Here is a 25497-nt window from a genome sequence, read left to right as displayed (position 1 = left end):
GTTTACTCCAGACCTCCCTGACACAGATACTTGATCGACAGATAGTCATCGAGACCATACTTCGATCCTTCGCGACCGTAGCCGGATTCCTTCACACCGCCGAACGGCGCCGCTTCCGAAGCGAGCGCGCCCTCGTTGATACCGACGATGCCAGCTTCCAGCGCACGCGAGACACGCTCGATACGGCGCATGTTCTCGCTGTAGAAGTACGAGGCGAGCCCAAACGGCGTGTCGTTGGCGGCCTGCACCGCTTCCTGCTCGCTGTCGAATGGGAACAGCGGCACGACCGGGCCGAAGGTTTCCTCGCCGCACAACACCATCGACGACGTGGCGTTACCCAGCACCGTGGGCGCGTAGTAGTGCGGTCCCAGCTCGGTGAGCCGTCGTCCGCCCGTCAGCACGAGCGCGCCGTTCTCGAGCGCGTCCTCGACATGACGAGCGATCTTGTCCACAGCGCGCTCATTGATCATGGGCCCGATCTGCGAGGCGGGGTCGCTGGCGGGTCCGACCCGCAGTTCGGCCACTTTCGCGCACAGCAGCGCGGAGAAACGTTCGTATACGCCGCGCTGCACGAAGACGCGGTTCGGACACACGCAGGTCTGCCCGCCATTGCGGAATTTCGCGGCCAGCAGGCCATTGACCGCGGCATCGAGGTCGGCGTCGTCGAATACGATGAACGGCGCATTGCCGCCGAGTTCCAGCGAGAGCTTCTTCAGCGTGCCAGCCGATTCGCGCGCGAGATGCTTGCCGACGGGCGTCGATCCGGTGAACGTGATCTTGCGGACACGGCTGTCGGCGAGCCAGTCGCCGACCGTCTCGGCCGCCGCCGCACGCGAAGCCGAGATCAGGTTGAGCACGCCGTTCGGCACGCCCGCCTCGTGCGCCAGCATCACCAGTGCAATCGCGGTGAGCGGCGTGTCTTCCGCGGGTTTCGCGACCACCGTGCAGCCCGCCGCGAGCGCGGGTGCGATCTTGCGCGCGATCATCGCAAGCGGAAAATTCCAGGGCGTGATGGCCGCGACGACCCCGATCGGTTCCTTGACCGCGCTCATCCGTTTGCCGCGCTGCTGCTGCGGAATCAGGTCGCCGTAGATGCGGGTGGCTTCGTCGGCGAACCACGCGACGTACGACGCGCCATAGTTCACCTCGGCGCGTCCTTCGGCGAGCGGCTTGCCTTGTTCGAGTGAGATCAACGCACCGAGGGCGTCGCGATTCGCGACGATCAACGCGTGCCAGCGGTGCAGTACCGCCGCGCGTTCGCTGGCCAGCCTCGCGCGCCACGCGGGCAGCGCTTTAGCGGCGGCGTCTGTGGCCGCTCGCGCGTCGCTGGGGCCGCTGTCGGCAACTTCCGCGATCAGCTTGCCGGTCGCCGGATCAGTGACCGCGAAACGCCGACCGCTCGCGGCGGCGACCCACTCGCCGTTGATGAAGTTCTCCGTGCGGATCAGCGCGCGGGCCTGTTGTTCGAGATTCGTGCTCATATGAGGTCTCTGTGCCGGTTGGCATGCGATGGCAGAGCGCCCGACGCGCGCCGGGCAGTCAGTGCTGCGTGCTCTGTGAGTGATCAGGACGGATTGGCGACCTGAGCCGCGATCGCCGCGCCGACCTCCATGGTCGATGCGCTGCCGCCCAGGTCGCCCGTGCGCGGGCCTTCCTTCAGCACCCGCGTGATCGAGGCGACGATGGTGTCGTGCGCATCGCGCTCGACACCCGCGCCGTTGCCGAGAAAGTCGAGCATCATCGCGGCCGACCAGATCATCGCGACCGGATTGGCAATGCCGTTGCCGGCGATGTCGGGCGCCGAGCCATGCACCGGCTCGAACAGCGACGGAAAGCGCCGATCGGGATTCAGGTTGCCCGACGGCGCGATGCCGATCGTGCCCGTGCACGCCGGCCCGAGATCGGAAAGGATGTCGCCGAACAGGTTCGATGCGACCACCACGTCGAAGCGATCCGGGTTCAGCACGAAGCGAGCGCACAGGATGTCGATGTGCTGACGGTCCATCTTCACATCCGGGTAGCGGGCGGCCATTTCATCGGCGCGGGCGTCCCACCACGGCATGCTGATCGCGATACCGTTGCTCTTCGTTGCAACCGTGAGTTTCTTCGCTCGACGCCGTGCAAGGTCGAACGCGAACTTCATCACGCGCTCGGTGCCGTGGCGCGTGAAGATCGACTGCTGCATCACGACTTCGCGCTCGGTGCCCTCGAACATCGTGCCGCCCACCGACGAATACTCGCCTTCGGTGTTTTCGCGCACGATCATGAAGTCGATATCGCCCGGCTTGCGGTTAGCGAGCGGACAGGGCACCCCTTCGAACAGCCGCGCGGGGCGCAGGTTCACGTATTGGTCGAATTCGCGGCGAAACTTCAGGAGCGAGCCCCACAGCGAAATATGGTCGGGCACCTTGTCGGGCCAGCCGACCGCGCCGAACAGAATCGCATCGCAGTCCTGCAGTTGCGCTTTCCAGTTGTCGGGCATCATCTGGCCGTGTTGCGCGTAGTAGTCGCACGACGCCCATTCGATATGGTGGTAGTCGATGCCGATGTCGAAGCGTTTGCATGCGGCGTCCAGCACGCGCAGGCCTTCGGGCATCACTTCGGTGCCGATGCCGTCGCCGGGAATCACGGCAATGCGGTATTTGCGGGTCATACATCTCTCTCCTTGCCGTGATCGCGCGCCGTCTGCTGACGCCGCGCGGATGGCGAAATGGGGTTGCGTTCGGGGGCCGGGCCGCGCATGGGTATCAGTAGCCGCGCGTCCGGTCGATCAAGCCGTTCATCTGCTCGCCGCTGCGATAGCGGCGCAGGTTTTCCAGTACCGCATCGACGGCCGGTTCGGGCCGCGTCGCGCTCGCGATATGCGGCGTGATGCGCACGCGCGGTTGCGCCCACAGCGGATGGTCGGCGGGCAACGGCTCCGGGTCGGTGACATCGAGCACCGCGCTGTGAATCTGCCCGCGTTGCAGCGCGTCGAGCAGATCGGCGCTGACGAGTTGCGGTCCGCGGCCGACGTGAACCAGCGACGCGCCTCGCGGCAGCATGTCGAATACCCGCCCGCAGAGCAGGCCGCGCGTGGCGTCCGTGAGCGGCAGCAAACAGATCAGGATGTCGGCACGGGCAAGCAACTCATCGAGCCCGGCCTCGCCCGCATAGCAGTCGATCCCTTCGAGCTCATGCTTCGAGCGGCTCCAGCCCGCGCAGGCGAAGCCGAACAACCGCAAACGCTCCAGTACCGCGCGGCCAAGCATGCCGAGGCCGAGCACGCCGATTCGACGCGACGCGGCGGCGCGCAACGGCATCGGCTGCCATACGCGCGCCCGCTGCTGCAACCCGTAATCGAACAGATCGCGGTGAATCGCCAGAACCGCCTCGGTGACATATTCGACCATGCCTTCGACGATGCCCGGCTCGAGCATCCGCACCACCGGCAGATGCGCCGGAATCTGCGACAGATCCAGTTGATCGACTCCCGCGCCGACCGAAAACACCACTTCGAGATTCGGCAGCGTGACCGCGAGGTCTCCCGGTTGCCACGCGACCAGATAGCGCACGGCCGTGGGATCGCCGAGGTCCGGCCACACCCGGAACGGCACATCGGGCGCCAGCTGCGCGAAGCGCTCGGCCCATAGCGCTCCACGCACCGGATCGGCTTTGTAGAGGACGGTCATTGGCGGTTACGCCATCGCCTGATTGATGATGCCGAACGCGCGCCAGCTCGAGTCGGGGGCCACCTCGCGCAAGTCGGCGGGCGCGTTGCGCACCATCTTTTCGACCGAGTCGACGCGCGGCATGCCGACATGGGTCAACCAGTCGTTGATGCCGGCGTCGTCCGGCACGTCGATCCGCACGAAGTCGCCGGCGTGCTGCGCGAGCCAGTACGAAATCAGTGCGCGGGCACGCAGATCGTCGGCCCCATGCTGCGCGACCACCGGTCCAACCGAGTAGCCGCGTCCGAACGGACGGAACAGCGAGAAACCGACCACTTCGCCGTCACGTTCGAGAACCATGGCTTGCGCGAATTCGAGCAGCGCCGGTATCGTCGCGCTGCGGTCGAAGCCGCTCGCGCGCGACGCGAGTTCGATCAGCTTCGGCGTGTCGTCCGGCCTCGCGGCACGCAACTGTTCGCCGGGCGGCGGCGCGACAGCGGCCACGCTGCCGAGCGTGCCCTGATGCTGGGTGAGTCCGCCGCAGCTGACGAAGCCGAGCTTTTCGTAAAGCGGCTTGCCCGCGACCGTTGCGTGCAGGAAGGTCATGCGGTTGCCCAGTTCTTCGAGCACCAGTTCCATCAGCTTGCGGCCAATGCCACGGCCCTGTTCGTCCGGCGAGACGATCACGAGGCCGAGCGTGCCGCGGTCCGCGCCGAATTTCCAGCAGAGCGCGGTGCCGATCACGGCGCCATTGTCTTCAGCGACGAAGCCGGTGCCGGCGTCGTACATGAAGCGCCAGTCATCGGCGCGGTGCGGCCAACGCACCGCAACCGAGAGGCCGTGCGCGGCGGCGATGTCATCGGAAGTGAAGCGGCGATAGGTCAGTGATTTCTTCACGGTTGATTCGGACACTGCAAACTCCTGCTGGCGGCATGATCAGCCTAGACTGTGGCATTCCCGGTGCCTGCTTCATAGGACGATCTTTTTGTTATTCGGGCCGGTGTGTGATCGGGTCTGCTTCACGGCGACAGCGACGCGCAACGCAATTGCACAGGTATTTTTGGCGTTCACCCCGCGGGTGCTATATTCAATATAATGCTGAAAATTGAACGGGCGTTCATTGTAACGAAGCGGCTGGCGCGTCATCGGATGCGACCGTGCGCGCCCAGCACAACAACCGCACAGGGCGGCACATAGGCAGCCGGCCGCAGCGTCATCAACGGGAGACACATGCAGCGAACCGAGCTCAGCAAGAAGCGCACGGCCGACCCGGGTCACGGCGACGTCGGCGCTCGTCTGCGCGCGCTGCGCGTCGCGCAGGGTCTGTCGATCAACGAACTGGCGATGCGCGCGGGCGTGTCGGTCGGCACCGTCAGTCAGGTCGAGCGCAACAAGGCCAATCCGTCGGTGCGTATTCTCGAGCGCCTGCGCCTGGCGTTGGAGGTTCCGCTGACCGCGCTGCTCGAAGAAGACGACGCGGTCTCGGACCCGATCACCGGCGATTTCGTGCGCAAGGCGGCCGAGCGGCCGCTGTTCGAAGTCGGCAAGAACGGCATGCAGAAAGAATTGCTGTCGCCGCATGGCGATCACGATTTGCAGATGATGATCATCATGCTGCCGGCCGGCTCCGGTTCCGAAGAGGTGCTGGTGGGCATCGGCGAGAAGGCGGGCCTGGTGCTGGAAGGCACGGTCGTGCTGAATGTCGGCGACCGGCGCTCCGAACTGCGCGCGGGAGACAGCTTCCAGTTCAAGAGCACGGTGCCGCATAGCGTGCGTAACGAAAGCAGGAAGACTGCTCGTTTGCTGTGGATCATGAACACGCAGCCGCCCGTCATTCATCTTTGATCTGTTTGTTGTACCGGAGCCGCATGTCGTGTGGCAAGCGGCGCTGTCTTCCCTCTCTTTTCCTCGCTCGCTCTGACGCGTCGCGTCCGGTTCGCACGGACGGCGGCTGACGTCAACGCCTTTCTTTCTCTCATTCACTTTTCGGTTTTGCGTTGCACGACGGAACGGGCGTGTCGCGTCGCCCCGCTCGTGCGCGCCCCAGCCGTGTGGGCTTGCGGCCGGTGCCCACCAGTGCGGCGGTGTGCTCTCCGAGGCAGGCAATGTATCGCAGCGCACAACGAACTGTTCACAAAAGTTTATTTTTGACCACTAGTATTTCATTTGGTGTTCATTAAAATGAACTTCATTCGATGTTCGTTCATTCGGTGGTCGCGATGGCGAACAGCAGTGCCGAGTGGTGCAAGCAGTCACCAGTGCATAAGCGCACGCGGCACCACACACTTGAACCTACTGATCAGGCCGGACATGTCCACTCCGTCACTCGATTTCGATCCTTCAGCCGTGCCGCTGCCGCAGGGGCATTTCATTGGCGGTGCGTACTATTCGGCGGGCGAAGCGCAGATCGCCGTTCACCGGCCGTCGGACGGCGCGCTGCTTGGCCATGTGCCGGACGCGTCGGACGCCACCGTCGATCACGCAGTCAGCAATGCGCTAACGGCATGGAAGACGAGCGGCTGGGGCATTCGCTCTCCGCGCGAGCGCGCGAAGGTGCTGAGCCGCTGGGCCGATCTGATCGATCGCGATGCGGTGAGCCTCGCCCAACTCGAAACGGTCAGCTCGACGCGTCCGGTGACGGAAAGCTATACATCAGATGTGCCGTTCACCGCGGAGGCGATCCGCTTCTTCGCGGAGCTGGCCGACAAGCTCGGTGGCGATATCGCGGCCACGCGCCGCGACAGTCTCGGTTTTGTTGCATCGGAGCCGTACGGTGTGATCGGTGCGATTACACCGTGGAATTTTCCGCTGTCGATGTGTTCATGGAAGTGCGGTCCCGCGCTCGCGGCGGGCAACGCGGTCGTGATGAAACCGTCGGAAATGACGCCGTTCTCGACGCTGCGTCTCGCGGAACTCGCCATCGAAGCCGGCATTCCTCCGGGCATCTTCAACGTGGTGAATGGCCGTGGAGCGACGGCGGGCGCCGCGCTGACGCGTCACGCAGGCATCTCGAAGATGAGCTTCACCGGATCGACCCGCACGGGCGCCGCGATCATGAGCGACGCCGCGATGCACGGCACCAAGCCCGTCACGCTGGAACTCGGCGGCAAGAGCCCGCAACTGGTGTTCGAGCATGTGCGGGACCTCGAGCATACGGCGCGCTGTGTCGCCCGCGGCTTTACGGCCAACGGCGGCCAGGCCTGCGTGGCCGGCACGCGGCTGATCGTGCACGAGCGCATTGCCGAGCCGCTGGTCGCCGCCATTCAACGGCAACTGCAGCCGATCAAGCCCGGCCCGCTGTGGGACAGCCGCACCGCTTATTCGCCGATCATCAATGCCGCCCAGGCGCGACGCATCGAAGCGCTGATCGGGCAGAGCCGCGAGAGCGGCGCGGAAGTGATCTTCGGCGGCGGCTTTTTCGAAGGCACCGACGAAGGCTATTTCCACCGCCCGACGCTGCTCGCCAATGTGACTTCAGAGACGCCCGCCGTGCGCGAGGAACTATTCGGCCCGGTGCTGACGGTACAGACATTCGCCGACGAGGAAGAGGGCATCGCGCTCGCCGCGCATCCGATCTACGGTCTCGCGGCGGGGGTCCATAGCAGCGACATCGGTCAGGCGCTGCGGGCGATGCGCCGCATCGCCGCGGGCACCATCTGGATCAACCGTTACGGCCGCAGCGGCGACATGATCATTCCGACGGGCGGCTTCGGCCAGTCCGGTATCGGCAAGGATCTCGGCCGCGAAGCGATGGTGGCGAGCATGCGGCACAAGAGTGTGCTGATCGATTTCGAAACGCTGTGAAGCACGGCTTTACACCGGATATACGCAAGCATCAACCGCACTGATTCAACCCGAAACTGAACCCCGAGCCTGCAACCAGGTTCGCCACGACGACAGGATGTTGACCATGATCGATTTCGAGCCGAAGTACATCACTTTCGACTGCTATGGCACGCTGACCAACTTCCAGATGGGCCAGACCGCGCGCGAGCTTTACGGCGACAAGCTGGACAAGGCGAAGATGGATGAGTTTGTCGAGTTCTTCCGTGGCTACCGTCTCGACGAAGTGCTGGGCGCATGGAAGCCCTATCGCGACGTGGTCGTGAACTCGGTGCGCCGCACCTGCGAACGCACCGGCGTGCCGTTCGACGAAGCGACCGCACTGAAGATCTACGAGGCCGTGCCGAACTGGGGCCCGCACGCGGACGTGCCGGAAGGGCTGTCGCGACTGGCCTCGAAGTACAAGCTCGTGATCCTGTCGAATGCGTCGGACGACCAGATCCACAGCAACGTCGACAAGCTCGGCGCGCCGTTCCACAAGGTCTACACCGCCCAGCAGGCACAGGCGTACAAGCCGCTGCAGAAAGCCTTCGAGTACATGTTCTCGCAACTGGACTGCAATCCGGAAGACGTGCTGCATGTGTCGTCGAGCTTCCGCTATGACCTGATGACCGCGTACGACATGGGCATCAAACACAAGGCGTTCGTCAACCGCAGTCACGAGCCGCTGAACCCGTATTACGGCGTCAACGAAGTGTCGGGCATTCCGCAACTGGCATCGCTGCTCGGTCTCTGATTCGCACGTCCGGCCTTCTCACGACATCGCTTCCCGCGCGCCGCTGAAAGCGGCGCAACCAACCGACAGGAACGCATCACGATGAAGCTCGACTCCTACTGGCTCGACACTGCGCCACGCTTTACCAGCGGCGTCCAGGGTCCGCTACCGCAGCGGGTCGACGTTGCGGTGGTCGGCGGCGGCTTCACCGGGCTGTCGGCTGCGTTGGAGCTGGCCAAACGTGGCATGTCGGTGATCGTGTTCGAGGCGGACCGACTCGCGGCGCAGGCATCGGGCCGTAACGGCGGCCATTGCAATACGGGCGTCGCGCAGGACTACGCCGCGTTGTCCGCGCGCATCGGCAGCGAACGCGCGTCGGAGTTCTACCGTGCGTATGCCGGCGCCGTCGAAACAGTGAAAACGATCATCGGGGAGGAGCAGATCGACTGCGATCTGCGCCACTCCGGGAAGATCAAACTCGCCGCGAAACCGCAGCATTTCGCGGCGCTCGCGAAGTCGTACGAGGTGTTGCGGCGCGAAGTCGATCCCGATGTCGAACTCGTGCCGCCCGAGCAGATTCGCAACGAGATCGGGTCGGACAGCTTTTTCGGCGGCCTCGTGCAACGCAACGGCATGCAGATGCACATGGGCAAATTCGGCGTGGGTCTCGGCACGGCTGCGGCACGGCGTGGGGCGCAGATCTACGAGAACACGCCGGTGACGAACCTCGAGCCGCGCGGCGGCAACGCGTTCGACGTGCAGTGTCCGCTCGGGACGGTACGTGCCGAGCGCGTGCTGATTGCCACCGGCACGTCGCAGGTCGGTCCGCTGCAATGGTTCCGGCGCCGCATCGCGCCCGTCGGCAGCTTCATCGTCGCGACCGAGCCGCTTGGCAAGGCGCGCCTCGATGCGGTGTTGCCGACGCGACGCTCGTATGTGACGACGCTGAACATCGGCAACTATTTTCGTGCGACGCCGGACGAGCGTCTGCTGTTCGGTGGCCGCGCGCGCTTCGCGATGTCGAATCCGCGTTCGGACGAGAAAAGCGGGCGGATTCTGCGTGATGGGCTCGCGCGCTATTTCCCGCAACTGGCCGACGTGCGCATCGATTATTGCTGGGGCGGCCTCGTCGACATGACGGCCGACCGGCTGCCACGCGCAGGCCAGCATGAAGGACTGTTTTATTCAATGGGCTACAGCGGCCACGGTGTGCAGATGTCCGTGCACATGGGCCGTCTGATGGCCGACGTGATGTTCGGCGCCGCCTCGCGCAATCCGTGGCGAACGCTCGAATGGCCCGCGATTCCAGGACATTTTGGACGCGCGTGGTTTCTGCCGCTCGTCGGCGCGTATTACAGGTTGCAGGATGTACTGCATTGAATGGATCGACTGATCGCTACCGTTAGATGTCGGGCAGCGCGTAGATTGAAAATCATTATTCCCAGAGGAAATCCCCATGTTGCGTTTCATGTTCCAGCCTGCAGCCGCCGTCCGCCTCAACACTGTGCAGCGCTTTGCCGCCGGCGCGGGCCTCGCGATGACGATGATGTTCGGCGCCGCCCACGCTGCCGAAACGGCGACGCTCACCGCGGGCTCGCCGCCGTCGAGCGCGCCGACCACGTTCATGAACGTGAAGACACAGCAGATCGAAGGCCTGATGCCGGATGTCGTCAAGGAGATCGGCAAGCGCGAAAACTTTAACGTGTCGTACGACGCGGTGCCGTTCTCGGCGCTGATCCAGTCGGTGGTATCGGGCAAGATCGACATCATCGTTGCCGGCATGACGCCGACGCCGAAGCGCGCCGAAGTGGTCGATTTCTCGCAGCCGGTGACGGCGTTTGGCGAAGGCATCATCGTGAAGGACACGAACAAGGCGGTCTATCACTCGGTGCAGGACCTGAAGGGCATGACGATCGGGGCGCCGACCGGTACCGACTACGGCGATCAGTTGAAGAAACTCGGCATCTTCACCGAAGTGAAGATGTATGACAGCCCCGCCGACATGACGCGCGATGTCGCGCTTGGCCGCATCGTCGCGGGCTTCAACGACTATCCGATCCTGAAGGCCCAGGAAGCCGCGGGCGCGATGGCGGGGACTCGGGTCGACGACGCATATGTGCCGATGGAAAAGTTCGACATTGCGATCGCGGTGAAGAAGGGCAATAGCGCGCTGATGGCGAAGATCAACGACGCGCTGACGAAGATGAAGGCCGATGGCACGCTCGACGCGATCCTCAAAAAGTGGCACCTCGTGAGCTGATTGGCTTCGCGTGAAAAGAGCCGTGCCCGCGGCGACGCGGGACTCGTCCTGCCAGGTCCGTCGCGCAGCGGCGCGGCGGACTGAACGAATGCAAAGAGCAATGGAAGGCACGACATGCACTGGCAAGATATAGCCGACTTTGTACCGATTTTGCTGGAAGGCGCGGTGATGAGCATCGTCATCACGCTGGGTTGTCTGGTGTTGAGCACCGTGCTCGGCCTGACCTGGGCATTGCTGAAGATGTCGCGCTATCCCCTCGTCGTACGCGGTGTGAGCACGATGATCAACGTCGTGCGCGGCCTGCCGATGATCGTGCTGCTGTTCTACATCTACTTCGTGCTGCCGGAAATCCACATCCAGGTGTCGGCGCTGCAAGCCAGCATCATTGGGCTTGGTTTCGGTTACTCGACTTACGTCGCAGAAATTTTCCGGGCGGGTATCGAGGCAGTCGATCCGGGTCAGTACGAAGCCGCGCAGTCGATCGGCATGGGCCGCGTAAAGACGATGATACGGGTGATCCTGCCGCAGGCGATCAAGGTCGCGCTGCCGCCGTACAGCAACACGCTCGTGATGATGCTGAAGGATTCATCGCTCGCGTCGACCATCACGGTCGCCGAAATGACGCGCGAAGGCCAACTGATCGCGTCGTCGACGTTTCAGAATCTGACGGTATATACGCTCGTCGCGCTCGGCTATCTCGCAATGAGCTTGCCGCTGATGAGCATGACCCGCACGCTTGAACGACGTTTCGGTCGGCACAGGGCGAGCTAAGTGCGAAGTGAGGATGCGATGATCGAAATCACGAATGTGCACAAGAGTTTTGGCACCGTACCCGTTCTCAAGGGCATTTCGCTCAACGTCCGCGAGGGCGAAGTGGTCTGCCTGATCGGTGCGTCGGGCTCGGGAAAGTCAACCCTGCTGCGCTGCATTAACGCGCTGGAGTCATACGACGAAGGCGAAATTCGTCTGCTCGGCGAGCGCGTCGAACAGCGCGCGCGCAACATCAACCAGTTGCGCACCCAGGTCGGCATGGTGTTTCAGCGCTTCAACCTGTTCCCGCACCGTACGGCGCTCGAGAACGTGATGGAAGGGCCGGTGCACGTCAAGCGCCTCGCGCGCGCGGACGCGCAACGCGAAGCGTCTGAACTGCTCGACAAGGTGGGGCTCGGCCACAAGCTGCACGCCTATCCTCATCAGCTTTCGGGCGGGCAGCAGCAACGGGTGGCGATTGCGCGCTCGCTCGCGATGAAGCCGAAGGCGATCCTGTTCGACGAGCCGACCTCGGCGCTCGATCCAGAACTGGTCGGCGAAGTGCTCGGCGTGATGCGCACCCTCGCACGGGAAGGCATGACGATGCTGGTGGTCACCCACGAAATGGGCTTTGCGCGTGAAGTGGCAGACCGGGTGTGTTTTCTGCACGCGGGACTCATCATCGAGGAGGGCACGGCGCAGCAGGTGCTGGGCTCGCCGCGCGAGGCGCGCACCCGCGAGTTCCTGCGCCACGTGCTGACCAATCGCAGCGACGCTCACGTCGCGCCCGGCGGTATGGCAGGAGCCGCGGCATGAACGGCAGATTCGTACGCGTAGGCGAGACGGTTCGCGCCAAAGTCGAACTGACGATCAACGGCGAGCCGGTCGAAGCGCTGGCCGGCGACACGCTGCTCACTGCGATGCTGTGCTCGGTGCGGCATGTGCGGCAGTCCGAGTTCGGCGCGGAACAACGCGCGGGCTTTTGCCTGATGGGCGCGTGTCAGGACTGCTGGGTATGGACCGCGGACGGCGAGCGGCTGCGCGCCTGCACCACGGTGGTCGAAGCAGGCATGCGCGTCGTCACGACGCAACCGGAGGCGCAATGGCCGAACCTCGCATCGTAATCGTCGGCGCAGGGCCTGCAGGGGTGCGCTGCGCGGAAACGCTGCTGGCGGCCGGCATCCGCCCGATCGTCGTCGACGAAGGCAGGCGCGATGGCGGCCAGATCTACCGGCGTCAGCCTGATGGCTTCACGCGGCCGTATTCGAAGCTGTACGGCACGGAAGCCGCGCGCGCGGAGAACCTCCATCGAACTTTCGAGCGACTGCGCCCGCAGATCGATTACCGTCCGCAGACGCTGGCGTGGAACGTCGCGCAAGGCAAGCTGCATATCGTGCATGAAGGGCACGCGAGCGCGTTGGGCTACGACGCGCTGATCCTGTGCCCCGGCGCGACCGACCGGTTGATGCCGGTCAAAGGCTGGCAGTTCGCCGGTACCTACAGCCTCGGTGCCGCGCAGATCGCGCTGAAGTCGCAGGCCTGCGCGATTGGCCGTCAGGTCGTTTTCATGGGTACCGGCCCATTGCTATATCTGGTCGCGAACCAGTATGTGCAGGCGGGCGCCAGGGTAGCGGCAGTACTCGACACGTCGAAGACCGGTGCGCGCTTGCGCGCGCTGCCCAAATTGCTGGCGCGCGTCGACGTATTGCGCAAGGGCCGCGCGCTCGTGACCGCGTTGAAGCGCTCAGGCGTGCGGGTGGAAAACGGCATCGAGCCGCTCGAAATTCTCGGCACTCCGGACGACGGCGTGCTTGGCGTACGCTTTCGCGATGCGCGCGGCAACGTCGCGCAGGTCGAATGCGACGCGGTCGGTCTCGGCTATCACCTGCGGCCGGAAACCCAGCTTGCCGATCTCGCGCGCTGTGCGTTCCGTTTCGACGCGATCACGCGGCAATGGGTGCCGCAAATCGACGAACTCGGTCGCAGTAGCGAAAAGGGCGTCTATATCGCGGGCGATGGCGCGCGCGTGCTCGGCGCGGACGGCGCCGAGGTCGCCGGACGGCTCGCGGCCCACGCTGCGCTGAGCGATCTCGGGCGGCCCGTTGCGGCGATCACGCTCGACGCGTTGACGCGCGAACAGCGCAAAATGGATCGCTTCCGGCTGGGTCTGGCAGAGGCGTTTGCGTGGCCTGCCGCGCAGGCGGCGGGTCTGTCCGACGATACGATCGTTTGCCGGTGCGAAGGCATCACCGCGGGCGAACTGCGCCGCGTGGTGCGCGATGAAGGCGCGCAGGAAGCGAACCGTGCCAAGGCCTTTAGCCGTGTCGGTATGGGGCGCTGTCAGGGACGTTACTGCGGCCATGCGGGTGCGGAGGTGATCGCGGCGGCGGCGAACGTGCCGCTCGAGCAGGTTGGCAGACTTCGTGGACAGGCGCCGGTAAAGCCGCTGGCCATCGCAACCGTGGAGGATACCGAGTGAACCGTGCACAAGCCGATGTTCTGATCGTGGGCGGCGGGTTCATGGGTGCGTCCGCCGCATTTTTTCTGAGGCAGCGGGGCCGCTCGGTGATCCTGCTCGAGCGCCAGCTCGTCGGGCAGCAGGCGAGCGGCACCAACTTCGGAAACGTGCGCCGTCAAGGGCGCTTTCTGCCGCAGTTGCCGCTGGCGAACCGTTCGCGCGAAATCTGGGGGCGTCTGCCGGAATTGATCCAGCACGACGCCGAGTTTCTGATGTCGGGCCATGTCCGCGTCTGTTATCGCGAAGAGCAGGCCGACCAGTTCGAAACCTACGCGAAGGAGGCCGCGCACTACGGTCTCAAGCTCGACCTGTTGCGCGGCGACGCCCTGCGCGCGCGGTTTCCGTTTCTCGGTGCGGAGGTGCTGGCGGGCTCCTATTCGCAGATGGACGGGCACGCGAATCCGCGCCTCGCGGCGCCCGCGTTCGCCCGCGCCGCGGCTCGGCTCGGTGCGCAGATCGTCGAAAACTGCGATGTCGTGACGGTGGAAAAAGAGGGCGCCGAGTTTCGCGCGACGAGCGCCGACGGCCGCACGTTCCATGCGCCCGTGCTGCTGATCACGGCGGGTGCGTGGGGCAACCTGCTGTCGGAGCAGTTCGGCGAAGCGGTGCCGATCGCCGTCAACGGTCCACAGATGGCCGTTACCGAACCCGTGCCGTATGCGATCCAGCCGGTGGTCGGCGTGTCGTCGCCGCAGATCGAAGAGGTCGTGTATTTCCGCCAGGTCGCGCGCGGCAATATCGTGATCGGCGGCTGCGCGCGTGCGCCAGCGTATCTCGACGAGCGTCGCGCGAAGGTCCTCCCGACAAGCACGTTGCTGCAGTTCAGACAGCTGCAGCGGGTCGCGCCGATGCTGCGCAAGCTGAGCATCATCCGGGTGTGGAGCGGCGTAGAGGGCTATATGCCCGATGACAAGCCGATCATGGGCGCAAGCGGGACGACCAGCGGCCTGTTCTATGCGTTCGGTTTTTGCGGCCACGGTTTTCAGCTTGGTCCGGGCGTGGGCGACACGATGGCCGAACTGATCGACACCGGCGCCACCAGCACGCCGCTCGAGCCGTTCGACATCCGCCGCTTCGCGGCCAGTCGGGAGACGGCACCGACAGTGCCGCCCACGTCGCGCGTTGCGTGAGCGGAGCGTCGATGCTGAGCCTGAGCCCAACCTCATCACCATCCGCGCCTGAGCTTGCGGGCGCGAGCCGTCATCCGACGCGCGCGCCGAATCGCGTGAGCCGCGCCGTGCAGCGTGCGCTCGACTTCATCGATGCCTGTTTCGCCGAGCCAATCAGCCTGTCCGAACTGGCGGCCGTCGCGGAGTTGAGTATTTCGAGGTTTGCGGTGCGCTTCAGCGCGGAGATTGGCGTGTCGCCGCAGCAATATGTGCGGCTAGTGCGCGTGCGGCATGCGCAGCGCCTGTTGCGACGAGGCTTGCCGCCGTCGATCGTCGCGACCGAGGTGGGCTTCTTCGATCAAAGCCATCTATGCCGGCACTTCAAACGTGTGCTTGGCAGAACGCCAGGGGAATGGCTGAGCGCGAATGGTTGACTGCAAGTCGACAGGCCACCGGCGTCGCGCCGGTGGCCTCGAACGCATTCGACCCGATCGGGCCGGCGCGCGCAGCCGAAACCATCACCGCTTCATTGATGCTGCTGCGAGAAGAGCGTTTCCAGCGGGTATTCGGATTTCACGAATGGCGTCTTGATGATGACGTAGCTGAAATACTTCTCGATGCCGATGTCGCGCTCCAGCAGCCCTTCGATCACGCTCTGATAATGGTTGACGCTGCGCGTGACGAACTTCAGCAGGTAATCGTAGCCGCCGCTCGCCAGATGGCATTCAATGATCTCGTCCACAGGACGGATCGCTGCCTCGAACTTGGCGAAGTCTTCACGACGATGGTCGGCGAGCGTGACCTCGGTGAACACGATCTGCACGTCACCGAGTTTCTGCAGTTGGATATGTGCGCCGTAGCCGACGATATAGCCGGCCTTTTCAAGCCTTTTTACGCGAATCAGACAGGGGCTCGGCGAGAGCCCCACGGCGTCCGCAAGCTCGACGTTCGTGATACGGCCTTTCTTCTGGAGTTGCGAAAGAATACGCAGGTCGATCCGGTCCAGCTTCGTGTCGCCGCTTGTCGTCATGTATCGGTCTGCCCGTCGAAGGTTCTGCTTTTCGCTTCGTTGCGCTTCGCCCTGGTCAAGCAACGCGCAGGCCGATGTTATCACGCGCTCAGGCGGCCGCGCGGCTCGCGCTGCGCAATGCGGCACGCACCTCCGCCTGGTCGAGCACGTCGTCGAGCGTGCGCCGCAGACGGCCGAACAGTTGTTCGAACTCGGCCTCGCCGAAGCACAGCGCGGGCGCGAAGCCGAGAATGCTGTCGCCGAATGCGCGGAACACGAGGCGGTTGCGGTAGGCTGCGGCCGTGATGCGGTCCGGCAGCTTCAGCGACGGATCGAAGCGTGCCCGCGAGTTCTTGTCCGCGACCAGTTCCAGCGCGCCGAGCAGCCCGCGATGACGCGAGTCGCCCACCAGCGGATGATCGAGCAGCGCGTCGAGCCCGGCGGCAAAGCGCGGTGCCTGCGCGATGCCGTTCGCGAGCAGACCGCCCTCCTGATAGAGACGCAGGACTTCGAGCCCGATGGCGGCGCTTACCGGATGCGCGGAGTAGGTCTGACCGTGACCGACGACCGCGGTATCGCGCGCATCGCCTGCAATGCCCTGGTAGATTTCGTCGGACATCAGCACCGCGCCCATCGGCGCATAACCGGAGGTCAGCCCCTTCGCCACCGTCATCAGATCCGGCTCGACCTGTTCGGCCTCGCACGCGAAGAGCGGGCCGGTACGACCGAAGCCCGTGATGACCTCGTCGGCGACGAACAGGATGTCGAGGCGGCGGCACGCGTCGCGCATCGCCTTTAACCAGCCGACCGGCGGCACGATCACGCCGCCCGAACCCTGGATCGGCTCGCAGAAGAACGCGGCGACGTTCTCCGCCCCGAGTGACGCGACTTTCGCTTCGAGCGCGGCGACGGATGCGGCGATCAGCGCTTGCGCGTCACTGCCTTGCGGCTGACGGTAGGCATACGGCGACGGCAGATGGTGCTGGTGCGGCAGCGGCAGGTCGAAGTTGCGGTGGAACGCGGGCAGCGCAGTGAGCCCCGCGCCGACCGACGACGATCCGTGATAGCCACGTTCGAGCGCGATCATCTGCTTTTTCGCCGGGCGCCCCGTTGCATTGAAGTAATGCGTGATGAAGCGTATCGCGGAGTCGATCGCATCGGAGCCGCCGAGCGTGAAATAGACGTGCTGTAGCGAAGCGGGCGCAAGCGACACCAGTTTTTCGGCGAGTTCGATCGCGGGTTCCGACGAGAAGTGGAAGTAGGTGGTCGCGTAGGGCAGCTTCGTCATCTGGCGCGTCGCCGCTTCGACGATGCTCTGCTGGCCGTAACCCACGTTCACGCACCACAGGCCCGCAAATGCGTCGAGCAGTTCGTTGCCGTCGATATCGCGCAGATACGCGCCCTGGCCGGATTCGAGTACGGTGGTGCCGCGCGCTTCGTGCGCGCGATAGTTGATGACCGGGTGAATCAGGTGCTTGCGGTCGGCGTCGATCAGCGATGAGTTTGACATGATGGTGGTTCCCCGCACGTGGCGATCAGGTAAGAGTCACCCCTCGATAGTAGCGACAGCCGTATGCGTGCCGTTCAGCCAAAAAAAAGCCTAAAGAGCGTCGACGCAGCGTTTTTCACCCCGCAGACAGCATTTTCTGCTGGGCGTGCTTAATAGCAGGGCGAACCCCAACGCTGCCGTGCACGAGCGACCGTGTTTGCATGTGGAAGAGAGATGCGCCGCGGTGCAGCGGGTTCAGGTTCAGCGTGGCTTGACCTGGCTCAGGTGAGCGACTGCGCGATCACCGCATACTGATGCAGCCCCGGGTCGGCGCGGCTCGACTCGCCATCGGCTGGCGCGGATGCAAGCCGGCGCATCTTCACGACCGTCTCCGAGCGTGCGAGACCGAGGCCGGTTAGCCACTCGCGCAGGCCGTGCCCGTGCGGCACGTCGATGCGCACCAGCGCGCCTTCGTTCAGCGCGAGCCAATGGCTGATCAGCGCCTTGGCCCGCACGGCGTCGGGAAACGCGCTGGCGACGACGGGGCCGATCACGAAGCCGCGTCCGAAGCGGCGGAACAGCGAGAAGCCGAGTAGTTCGCCGTCGCGATCGAGCGCGATACCGTCGGCCAGATCGAGCAGCGGCGGCAGTACGTGGCTGCGATCGAGGCCGCTAGCGCGTGATTCGAGCGCGACGAGTTGCTGCGCGTCGCTCGCCCCGAGCGGGCGCAGCCGCTCGTTGGCGGGCAGCGCAACGAGCGGCGGCCGGAACGCCGCACCCTGCATCTGGTCGAGGGCGCCGCAGCGCTCGAAGCCGAGCGCGTCGCACAACGGCTGGCCAGCCTCGGTCGCATAGAGCGTGATGTCACGCTTGCCAAGCTCGTCGAGCGCGTGCGTGAGCAACGTGCGGCCGATACCCACGCCGCGATGCTCCGGCGCGACGATCAGCATGCCCAGGGTCGCCTGATCCGCGCCGAACTTCCAGCAGACCACGGTGCCGACCAGCGCGCCCGCCGTCTCGGCGACGAAGCCGATCCCGGTGCGCGCCGAGAACCGCCAATCTTCACGGCGATGCGGCCAGCCAATCGCGGCGGACAGGCGTTGAGCGGCAGGGATGTCGTCGGCTGTCAGGCGTCTGTAGATGAAACGTGCGTGAGGCGTTGGATCGGACACGGGGCGCTCCGTGAATAGTCGGCCGTGCCGCGACTGTTGCACGTTGCCCGGTGATTGACTAGTACGAACTTCTCATCGTGGGGAGGCGTCCTGTCCAGAACATCAGGGTCAACGCCAGGAGCGGCAAATCATGCTGTTTTGACCACTCAAAACCATGTTTTCGAATGGTCGAATCCGCCGATACGCGATCAACGCCATTTTTTGCAGTGCTTAAATCGATTCATGCAATGCCACCGCGCCGCGACCAGCACGCGGAGCGCCGTCGAACACCAATGCTGGATACCCCGCGTTCAATCACGAGTGAGGAGCAGTTGCATGTACGACGACCCAATCAAAACGGGCGGCTTCAGCCGCCGAGACATGATGCGTTTGCTGGCCGCCGGCGGCATCCTTGCCACCGGCGCGGGAGGTCTGCTGGCGGGGGCTCGCCCGGCATTCGCGGCACCCGCGCCGAAGAAAGGCGGCAAGATCCGGGTGGCCTACGACGCATCCTCGACCGCGGATACGCTCGACCCGGCCAAGGGTTCGGCAGGCTCCGATTACATCCGCTTCTTCATGTTCTATAGCAGCCTGACGCAGCTCGATTCGTCGCTGACGCCGAGGATGAATCTCGCCGAATCGATCGACACCAGCGACGCGAAAGTGTGGGTGCTCAAACTGCGCAAAGGCGTCACGTTCCACGACGGCAAGCCACTCGCGCCCGCCGATGTCGTCTACTCGCTGATGCGTCACAAGAATCCGGCAACGGCGTCGAAGGTGAAGACGCTGGCCGATCAGTTCGTGGAGGCGAAGCAGACCGGTCCCAACGAAGTCACGCTGACGCTCGCGTCCGCCAACGCGGACCTGCCCGTGATTCTTGCCACGCCGCAATTCGTGATCATCAAGGACGGCACGACGGACTTCACGACGGCCGTCGGCACCGGCCCGTACAAGCTGAAGACGTTCAAGCCCGGCGTTTCGACCGTCGGCATCCGTAACGACAGTTTCTGGAAGACCGGCGGCGGCCCTTACCTCGACCAGATCGAGCTGATCGGTATCGGCGATAACGCGGCACGGGTGAATGCGCTGCTGTCCGGCGATGTTCACCTGATCAATTCCGTCGATCCGCGCGCGACGCAGCGCATTGCCGCGACGCCGGGCTATGAGGTGCGCGAGACCAAGTCGGGTCTCTATACCGATCTGATCATGCGCCGCGACAACCCGCTGACGGGCAACCCCGATTTCGTGCAGGGCATGAAGTATCTGTTCGACCGTGACCAGATCCGCACCGCGGTATTTCGCGGTTATGCGGTGATCGGCAACGATCAGCCAATTCCGCCCGGACACCGCTACTTCGATGCGTCGCTGCCGCAGCGTCCCCACGACCCGGACAAGGCGAAGTTCCACTTCCAGAAAGCTGGAGTAATCGGTACGACGCTGCCGCCGATCTATGCGACCACCGATGCGAACGGCTCGATCGAGATGGGTGTGCTGCTGCAGCAGTCCGCCGCGAAGATCGGCGTGAACCTGGACATCAACCGCGTGCCGGCGGATGGTTACTGGTCGACGCACTGGATGAAGCATCCGCTCGGGTTCGGCAACGTCAATCCGCGCTCGAGCGCCGATGTGCTGTTCACGCAGTTCTTCAAGTCGGACGCCCCGTGGAACGAGTCGGGCTGGAACAACCCGAAGTTCGACCAGTTGCTGGCCGCGGCCCGCTCGGAAACCGACGATGCGAAACGCAAGCAGATGTACGGCGACATGCAGGTGCTGGTATCGGAGCAGGGCGGCATTGGCATCCCGACCTTCCTGAGCCTGCTCGATGCGAACGACAAGCACTTGCAAGGGCTCCAACCCGTGCCTACCGGCGCGATGATGGGCTTCAACTTCGCCGAGTACGTGTGGTGGAACGCGTGACCCGCTGAAGCGCCCGGACGCGGCGGGTGGCCCCCGCCGCGCCGCTCGCGGCAGGCAGCCGCAGCGCACCCGAGCGGCACGGCTCATGTGTGACTCGCCGTGTCGCGCAGCCTAACCGAGGAGCTCATGCCCATGAACGGGAATATCGCCCAGTTGATCGGCCGGCGCGTCGCCGTCACTGCGCTCACGCTGCTGATTGTCTCCATCATCATCTTCGTGATCACCAACCTGTTGCCGGGCGATGCCGCGCAGGCCGCACTCGGCCAGTCGGCGACGGCGGATACGGTCGCGGCGCTGCGGCTGCAGTTCGGCCTCGACCAGCCGGCATACCTGCGGTACTTCCATTGGCTCGTCGGTCTGCTGCACGCGAACTTTGGCGTGTCGCTGTCGAGCAATCTGCCGGTGTCCGAGATGATCGAAGGGCGCCTGCCGAAGTCGCTGACCCTCGCGGCGATCACCACCGGGGTGTCGGTGCCGATCGCGGTGTCGGCGGGCATTCTTGCGGCGGTCAACCGCGACTCGCTGATCGATCGGATCGTGAGCCTCGGTACGCTGTCGCTGGTCGCCACGCCCGAGTTCCTGATCGCGACGCTGGCGGTGCTGGTGCTGGCCGTCAAGCTGCACTGGCTGTCAGCGCTGTCGTATAGCGGTGAGATCGAGAGCCTGCACGACTTTCTGCGCGCGTATGCGATGCCGGTCGTCACGCTGTGCGCGGTCGTGATCGCGCAGATGGCCCGCATGACACGCGCCGCGGTGATTGAGCAACTCGGTTCTTCGTATGTGGAAATGGCGATGCTCAAGGGCGCGAGCCCCGCCCGCGTCGTACTGCGCCACGCACTGCCGAATGCGATCGGCCCGATCGCCAATGCAATCGCGCTGAGCCTGTCTTATCTGCTTGGCGGCGTGATCGTCGTCGAGACCATCTTCAACTACCCGGGCCTCGCCAGCCTGATGGTCGACGCGGTGAGCAACCGCGACTTCCCGCTCGTACAGGCCTGCACGCTGCTGTTCTGCCTCGGCTATCTGCTGCTCGTGCTGCTAGCCGACCTGTGCGCCATCATCTCGAACCCGAGGCTGCGGACATGACGATTCTTCGACCTTCTTCCGATGCGCCTCACCGGCTCGGTGCGCTCGAACCGGTGCAACGCAGCAGCATGATGCCGCAGGGCGCCGATCCCGCGCGGTCCTGGGGCGGCGGCGGAGGCCCGGCGCCTCGACCGGTGCGCCGTCGCAGCCTCGCGCAACGCATGAACCTGTCGACCGGCGGCTGGATCGGCCTGGCGATGGTCAGTTGCGCGTTGTTCGTCGCGGCGTTCGCACCGTGGATCGCGCCGCATTCGGTCGGCGCGATCCTCACGCCTGACGTATTCGCGGGCTTCAGCGCGAAGCTGCCGCTCGGCTCCGACTACCTGGGTCGCGACATGTTGACCCGCATCATCTACGGGATGCGCCTGACGGTCGTGCTCGCGCTGGCGGCGGCGCTGCTCGCGGCGCTCACGGGGACCATGCTGGGACTGCTGGCGGCCGTGGCCGGCCGCCGTATCGACGAAACCATGAGCCGGCTGCTCGATGCGGTGACGTCGATTCCGTCGAAGATGTTCGCGCTGATGATCGTCGCCGCGTTCGGCTCGTCATTGCCGTTGCTGATCGTGACCGCGGCGATCAGCTACATGCCGGGCTCGTACCGGATCGCCCGCTCGCTGGCGGTCAACATCGGCACGCTCGAATACGTGCAGGTCGCGCGGGCGCGCGGCGAAAGCGCGCTCTACATCGCCTGCTTCGAGATGCTGCCGAACATGATTCATCCGATACTCGCCGACACCGGACTGCGCTTCACTTTCGTCGTGCTGCTATTGAGCAGCCTGAGCTTTCTCGGTCTCGGCGTGCAGCCGCCGTATGCCGATCTCGGTTCGCTGGTACGCGAGAACATCGCCGGCCTCGGTGAAGGCGTGCCGGTCGTGATCCTGCCCGCGATCGCAATCGCGATCCTGACGGTCGGCGTGAACCTGCTGATCGACGGACTGCCTCATCATGGCCGCCGCAAGGGCATGCCTGATGCCGATGGAGGTCACTGATGAAGGCACCCTTTTTCAGACGTGCTCACGCGGCCTTTGAGGCCATCTCGAGGACCGCGCCGCTACCCCCGTCGAATCTGGTCGAGGTACGGGGGCTGCGCGTGGTGGGAAGCCGGCCCGGCGAGCCGGATACGACGATCGTGCATGACATCGACTTCGAAATTGCGCGCGGCGAGGTGCTCGCATTGATCGGCGAATCGGGCTCGGGCAAGACCACGATCGCACTGTCGCTGATGGGCCATGCACGCAGCGGCTGCCGCATCGCGGGCGGCGCGATCCGGGTAGGCGACACCGACGTGCTCGGGCTCTCGCCGAAAGCGCTCGCGGGATTGCGTGGCCGCAAGGTTGCCTACATCGCGCAAAGCGCGGCCGCTGCGTTCAACCCGGCGCGCCCGATCATGGACCAGGTGATCGAAAGCGCGCTGATTCACGGCACGCTCGGCAAGCGCGCCGCGCAGACCAAAGCGATCGAACTGTTCCGCGCGCTCGCGCTGCCGGACCCGGAGACGATCGGCCGGCGCTACCCGCACCAGGTGTCGGGCGGCCAGTTGCAGCGGCTGATGGCGGCGATGGCGCTGATCACCGACCCCGAACTCGTGATCCTCGATGAACCGACCACGGCGCTCGACGTCACCACGCAGATCGACGTGCTGCAAGCGTTTCGCAGCGTGATCCGCCAATGCGGAATGACGGCCGTCTACGTATCGCACGATCTGGCGGTGGTCGCGCAGATGGCGGATCGCATCGTCGTGCTAAGCAATGGTGAAATCCGCGAAACGGGCCGCACTGAACAGATTCTGCATGCGCCGGCGCACCCGTACACGCAAAGCCTGATTGCTGCCGTGACGCCCGTCGCCCCGGCTGCCTCCACCTCGGCGGCTCCCGACGCAGCCCAGCCGAACACGCCGCTGCTCGAACTGCGCGGTCTGACGGCCGGCTACGGCCGCACCGACGCGAAGGGCTGGCCGCACAAGGTCATTCTGCGCGACGTGGACCTCGTGATCGATCGTGGTCAGACGGTAGGCGTGATCGGCGAATCCGGTTCGGGCAAGACGACGCTCGCGAAGGTGATCGCCGGGCTCGTGCCGATGGCGCGCGGCAATCTGCTGCTCGACGGTGAGCCGCTCGCCGCCAATCTCAGCCGCCGCAGCCGCGAACAGTTTCGCTGTATCCAGATCGTGTTCCAGAACGCCGACACCGCGCTTAATCCGACGCACACCGTCGAGCGCACGCTGGCGCGTCCGCTGAAGTTCTATCACGGCATGAAGGGCGAGGCCGCGCGGCGCCGCGTCGCCGAACTGCTCGGCCTGGTGCGCCTGCCTGCCGAGCTGGCGCAGCGGCGCACCGGAGAGCTGTCGGGCGGGCAGAAACAGCGCGTGAATCTCGCGCGGGCCCTGGCCGCCGAACCCAAGTTGATCCTGTGCGACGAAGTCACGTCCGCGCTCGATACGGTGGTCGGCGCTGCCATTCTCGAGCTGTTGCGCGATCTGCAAAAGAAGCTCGGCGTGTCATATCTGTTCATCACGCACGACATCGCCAAGGTGCGTGCGATTAGCGACGACATCGTCGTGCTGTACGCTGGGCACCGCGTCGAGACGGGCAACCGCGACGCGTTGTCGGCGCCGCCATATCACCCGTATTCGCATCTGCTCGTGTCGTCGGCGCCGGAGCTTCGCGCCGGCTGGCTCGAAGAAGCGGGCGAGCGTTGTCATCAGACGTTGCCGCCGATTGGTGAGTCGACTCATGAGCCGGAGCTTTGCACATTTCTCGCGCGATGCCCGATGCGCATCGACGGTGTCTGCAATCGCACGTCGCCGAGCGTGCGCACGCTCGCGAGCGGCGCGCAGGTGCTGTGCCATCGCAGCGAAGCGGAACTGGAGCGATACCAGAGCGGGCCGCCCGACGGTGCTGCTGCGGCGAGCGTGCTCGCGCAGTCTGGCACGGTGCGGGTCTGATGCCGCTACGAAAACGTAGCGCGAGGGGATAGAACATGACCGGAGTCTTCTACGACTGCGCAGGCGATAGGACCGTGGCGATGTCACGCGCGATCAGGCGGGCCGTGGCTTTTATCGAGAGTTCGTTCGCGCAGCCCGTCAGCCTCGCGACGCTTGCCGGCACCGCCGGGTTGAGTGTTTCGCGCTTCGCCACCCTGTTTCGCAAAGAGGTGGGTATTTCGCCTCATCGCTATGTGTGTCTGGTGCGAATTCAGCACGCTAAACGGCTATTGCGTGACGGCGTCCCGCCCTGTGAGGTCGCTGCCGAAGTCGGATTTTTCGATCAAAGTCACCTTGGCCGACACTTTCGGCGCGCGGTCGGCGTGACGCCGGGGCATTTCGTTGCTTCGCCAGAATCGGGCAGCGCATTCAGGTGAAGCGAGGGCCGATGGAGATGAGCTGGACGCGTTGCAGTGGGGTAGGCGACAGAGCTGCCTGGTTCCGGGATAGCGTGGGCAACCTGCTCGGCATCGGGCAACCGCTTAAGTAAGCAGGCCGACGCCATGCCTCGAAGAGCCGCAGGCTATCAGAGCAAAGGGACATGACTATTGTCGATTTTTTGACTCCCCGCTCGTCGTGCGTATGGGCGGCCGTGTTGCGATGCACTGCCAACCGGCACCTACTGTGCGTGTGTAAACAAGGAGATTGCAAATGAATTACATCGATGGATTTGTTGTCCCCGTACCTACGGCCAACCGCGAATTTTACAGGCAGTTCGCCGAAAGAGCGGCGGCCGTCTTCAAGGAGTACGGTGCGTTGAAGGTGGTCGAGTGCTGGGGAGATGACGTGCCAGAGGGCAAGGTGACGTCGTTCCCAATGGCGATCAAGCGCAAGGATGATGAGACGGTGGTGTTCTCCTGGGTTGTCTGGCCGTCGCGTCAGTCGCGAGACGAAGGGATGAAAGCGGTGATGGCCGACCCACGGCTGCAACCGGAAAAAGATCCGATGCCTTTTGACGGTCAGCGGCTAATCTATGGCGGTTTCGAAGTGATCGTCGACGCGTGATGGCGTAAAAAT

Annotated in this window: 24 protein-coding genes; 17 read left to right on the top strand and 7 right to left on the bottom strand. The window is 64.7% G+C overall.

Translation table 11 applies throughout. The features are described from left to right. Positions 1-2 precede the first annotated feature (2 nt). The 4 genes from OKW28_RS20125 to OKW28_RS20110 all read right to left on the bottom strand — a co-directional run bounded on the left by OKW28_RS20125 (position 3) and on the right by OKW28_RS20110 (position 4562). Positions 3-1481, bottom strand: a complete 1479-nt coding sequence (locus OKW28_RS20125) for an NAD-dependent succinate-semialdehyde dehydrogenase (RefSeq protein ID WP_187613528.1) — start codon at positions 1479-1481, stop codon at positions 3-5. Between the two features lie 83 nt (positions 1482-1564). Continuing rightward, complete coding sequence (locus tag OKW28_RS20120; RefSeq protein ID WP_429448281.1) at positions 1565-2653, bottom strand: tartrate dehydrogenase; 1089 nt, start codon at positions 2651-2653, stop codon at positions 1565-1567. Positions 2654-2747: 94 nt separating this feature from the next. Then, complete coding sequence (locus tag OKW28_RS20115) at positions 2748-3671, bottom strand: 2-hydroxyacid dehydrogenase (protein WP_429448279.1); 924 nt, start codon at positions 3669-3671, stop codon at positions 2748-2750. Between the two features lie 6 nt (positions 3672-3677). Next, the gene (locus OKW28_RS20110; RefSeq protein WP_429448277.1) at positions 3678-4562 is read right to left on the bottom strand and encodes a GNAT family N-acetyltransferase; all 885 of its coding nucleotides are present in this window, start codon (positions 4560-4562) and stop codon (positions 3678-3680) included. 318 nt (positions 4563-4880) lie between these two features. Between OKW28_RS20110 and OKW28_RS20105 the strand changes: the two genes are divergently transcribed. From OKW28_RS20105 to OKW28_RS20055, 11 genes are all read left to right on the top strand, one after another. Next, entirely contained in the window at positions 4881-5495 is a 615-nt protein-coding gene (locus tag OKW28_RS20105; protein WP_184068225.1) for a cupin domain-containing protein, read from the top strand. Positions 5496-5960: 465 nt separating this feature from the next. Further along, a complete protein-coding gene (locus OKW28_RS20100; protein WP_429448275.1) occupies positions 5961-7454 on the top strand; it encodes an aldehyde dehydrogenase family protein in 1494 nt (497 codons plus the stop codon). 106 nt (positions 7455-7560) lie between these two features. Continuing rightward, the gene (locus OKW28_RS20095) at positions 7561-8229 is read left to right on the top strand and encodes a haloacid dehalogenase type II (RefSeq protein WP_429448274.1); all 669 of its coding nucleotides are present in this window, start codon (positions 7561-7563) and stop codon (positions 8227-8229) included. Between the two features lie 81 nt (positions 8230-8310). Further along, entirely contained in the window at positions 8311-9588 is a 1278-nt protein-coding gene (locus tag OKW28_RS20090) for an NAD(P)/FAD-dependent oxidoreductase (RefSeq protein WP_429448272.1), read from the top strand. 76 nt (positions 9589-9664) lie between these two features. Continuing rightward, a complete protein-coding gene (locus OKW28_RS20085) occupies positions 9665-10468 on the top strand; it encodes an ABC transporter substrate-binding protein (protein ID WP_429448270.1) in 804 nt (267 codons plus the stop codon). Between the two features lie 114 nt (positions 10469-10582). Further along, positions 10583-11239, top strand: coding sequence for an amino acid ABC transporter permease (locus tag OKW28_RS20080; RefSeq protein ID WP_429448268.1), 657 nt, complete (start codon positions 10583-10585; stop codon positions 11237-11239). A gap of 18 nt (positions 11240-11257) precedes the next feature. Beyond that, positions 11258-12034 (top strand): amino acid ABC transporter ATP-binding protein, encoded by a 777-nt coding sequence (locus OKW28_RS20075; RefSeq protein WP_429448267.1) that lies wholly within the window; start codon positions 11258-11260, stop codon positions 12032-12034. After that, positions 12031-12342, top strand: a complete 312-nt coding sequence (locus OKW28_RS20070; RefSeq protein WP_429448265.1) for a (2Fe-2S)-binding protein — start codon at positions 12031-12033, stop codon at positions 12340-12342. Before OKW28_RS20075 ends, OKW28_RS20070 begins: the two co-directional genes overlap by 4 nt. Next, the gene (locus OKW28_RS20065; RefSeq protein ID WP_429448263.1) at positions 12321-13697 is read left to right on the top strand and encodes an FAD-dependent oxidoreductase; all 1377 of its coding nucleotides are present in this window, start codon (positions 12321-12323) and stop codon (positions 13695-13697) included. Before OKW28_RS20070 ends, OKW28_RS20065 begins: the two co-directional genes overlap by 22 nt. Next, positions 13694-14866, top strand: a complete 1173-nt coding sequence (locus OKW28_RS20060; RefSeq protein ID WP_429448261.1) for an NAD(P)/FAD-dependent oxidoreductase — start codon at positions 13694-13696, stop codon at positions 14864-14866. The genes OKW28_RS20065 and OKW28_RS20060 overlap by 4 nt, the downstream gene beginning before the upstream one ends. An 11-nt stretch (positions 14867-14877) precedes the next feature. Beyond that, on the top strand, positions 14878-15279 hold the full coding sequence (locus tag OKW28_RS20055) for a helix-turn-helix domain-containing protein (RefSeq protein WP_429448259.1): 402 nt from the start codon (positions 14878-14880) through the stop codon (positions 15277-15279). 92 nt (positions 15280-15371) lie between these two features. Here the strand turns inward: OKW28_RS20055 and OKW28_RS20050 are convergent, their stop codons facing one another. From OKW28_RS20050 to OKW28_RS20040, 3 genes are all read right to left on the bottom strand, one after another. Then, the gene (locus OKW28_RS20050) at positions 15372-15875 is read right to left on the bottom strand and encodes an Lrp/AsnC family transcriptional regulator (RefSeq protein WP_090811115.1); all 504 of its coding nucleotides are present in this window, start codon (positions 15873-15875) and stop codon (positions 15372-15374) included. Positions 15876-15963: 88 nt separating this feature from the next. Further along, on the bottom strand, positions 15964-17364 hold the full coding sequence (locus OKW28_RS20045) for an aspartate aminotransferase family protein (RefSeq protein WP_429448257.1): 1401 nt from the start codon (positions 17362-17364) through the stop codon (positions 15964-15966). 260 nt (positions 17365-17624) lie between these two features. After that, positions 17625-18515, bottom strand: coding sequence for a GNAT family N-acetyltransferase (locus tag OKW28_RS20040; RefSeq protein ID WP_429448255.1), 891 nt, complete (start codon positions 18513-18515; stop codon positions 17625-17627). Between the two features lie 315 nt (positions 18516-18830). Between OKW28_RS20040 and OKW28_RS20035 the strand changes: the two genes are divergently transcribed. The 6 genes from OKW28_RS20035 (at position 18831) to OKW28_RS20010 (ending at position 25485) form a co-directional block, all read left to right on the top strand. After that, positions 18831-20411: an ABC transporter substrate-binding protein gene (locus tag OKW28_RS20035; protein ID WP_429448253.1), complete on the top strand. Its 1581-nt coding sequence runs from the start codon at positions 18831-18833 to the stop codon at positions 20409-20411. Between the two features lie 132 nt (positions 20412-20543). Continuing rightward, positions 20544-21497: an ABC transporter permease gene (locus OKW28_RS20030; RefSeq protein ID WP_429448252.1), complete on the top strand. Its 954-nt coding sequence runs from the start codon at positions 20544-20546 to the stop codon at positions 21495-21497. Beyond that, positions 21494-22486 (top strand): ABC transporter permease, encoded by a 993-nt coding sequence (locus OKW28_RS20025; protein ID WP_429448251.1) that lies wholly within the window; start codon positions 21494-21496, stop codon positions 22484-22486. Before OKW28_RS20030 ends, OKW28_RS20025 begins: the two co-directional genes overlap by 4 nt. Next, positions 22486-24441 (top strand): ABC transporter ATP-binding protein, encoded by a 1956-nt coding sequence (locus tag OKW28_RS20020; RefSeq protein WP_429448250.1) that lies wholly within the window; start codon positions 22486-22488, stop codon positions 24439-24441. Before OKW28_RS20025 ends, OKW28_RS20020 begins: the two co-directional genes overlap by 1 nt. Positions 24442-24521: 80 nt before the next feature. Next, positions 24522-24857 carry a helix-turn-helix domain-containing protein gene (locus tag OKW28_RS20015; RefSeq protein WP_409259726.1) on the top strand — a complete coding sequence of 112 codons (336 nt, stop codon included), beginning with the start codon at positions 24522-24524 and terminating at the stop codon, positions 24855-24857. 274 nt (positions 24858-25131) lie between these two features. Then, the gene (locus OKW28_RS20010) at positions 25132-25485 is read left to right on the top strand and encodes a DUF1428 domain-containing protein (RefSeq protein WP_429448249.1); all 354 of its coding nucleotides are present in this window, start codon (positions 25132-25134) and stop codon (positions 25483-25485) included. The last annotated feature ends 12 nt before the right edge of the window (positions 25486-25497 follow it).

This window comes from Paraburkholderia sp. 40, assembly GCF_050434105.1.
In the GTDB taxonomy this organism is placed as follows: domain Bacteria; phylum Pseudomonadota; class Gammaproteobacteria; order Burkholderiales; family Burkholderiaceae; genus Paraburkholderia; species Paraburkholderia tuberum.
Note: the sequence above shows the minus strand (reverse complement) of the source record. Positions and strands in the feature narration are given on the sequence as shown.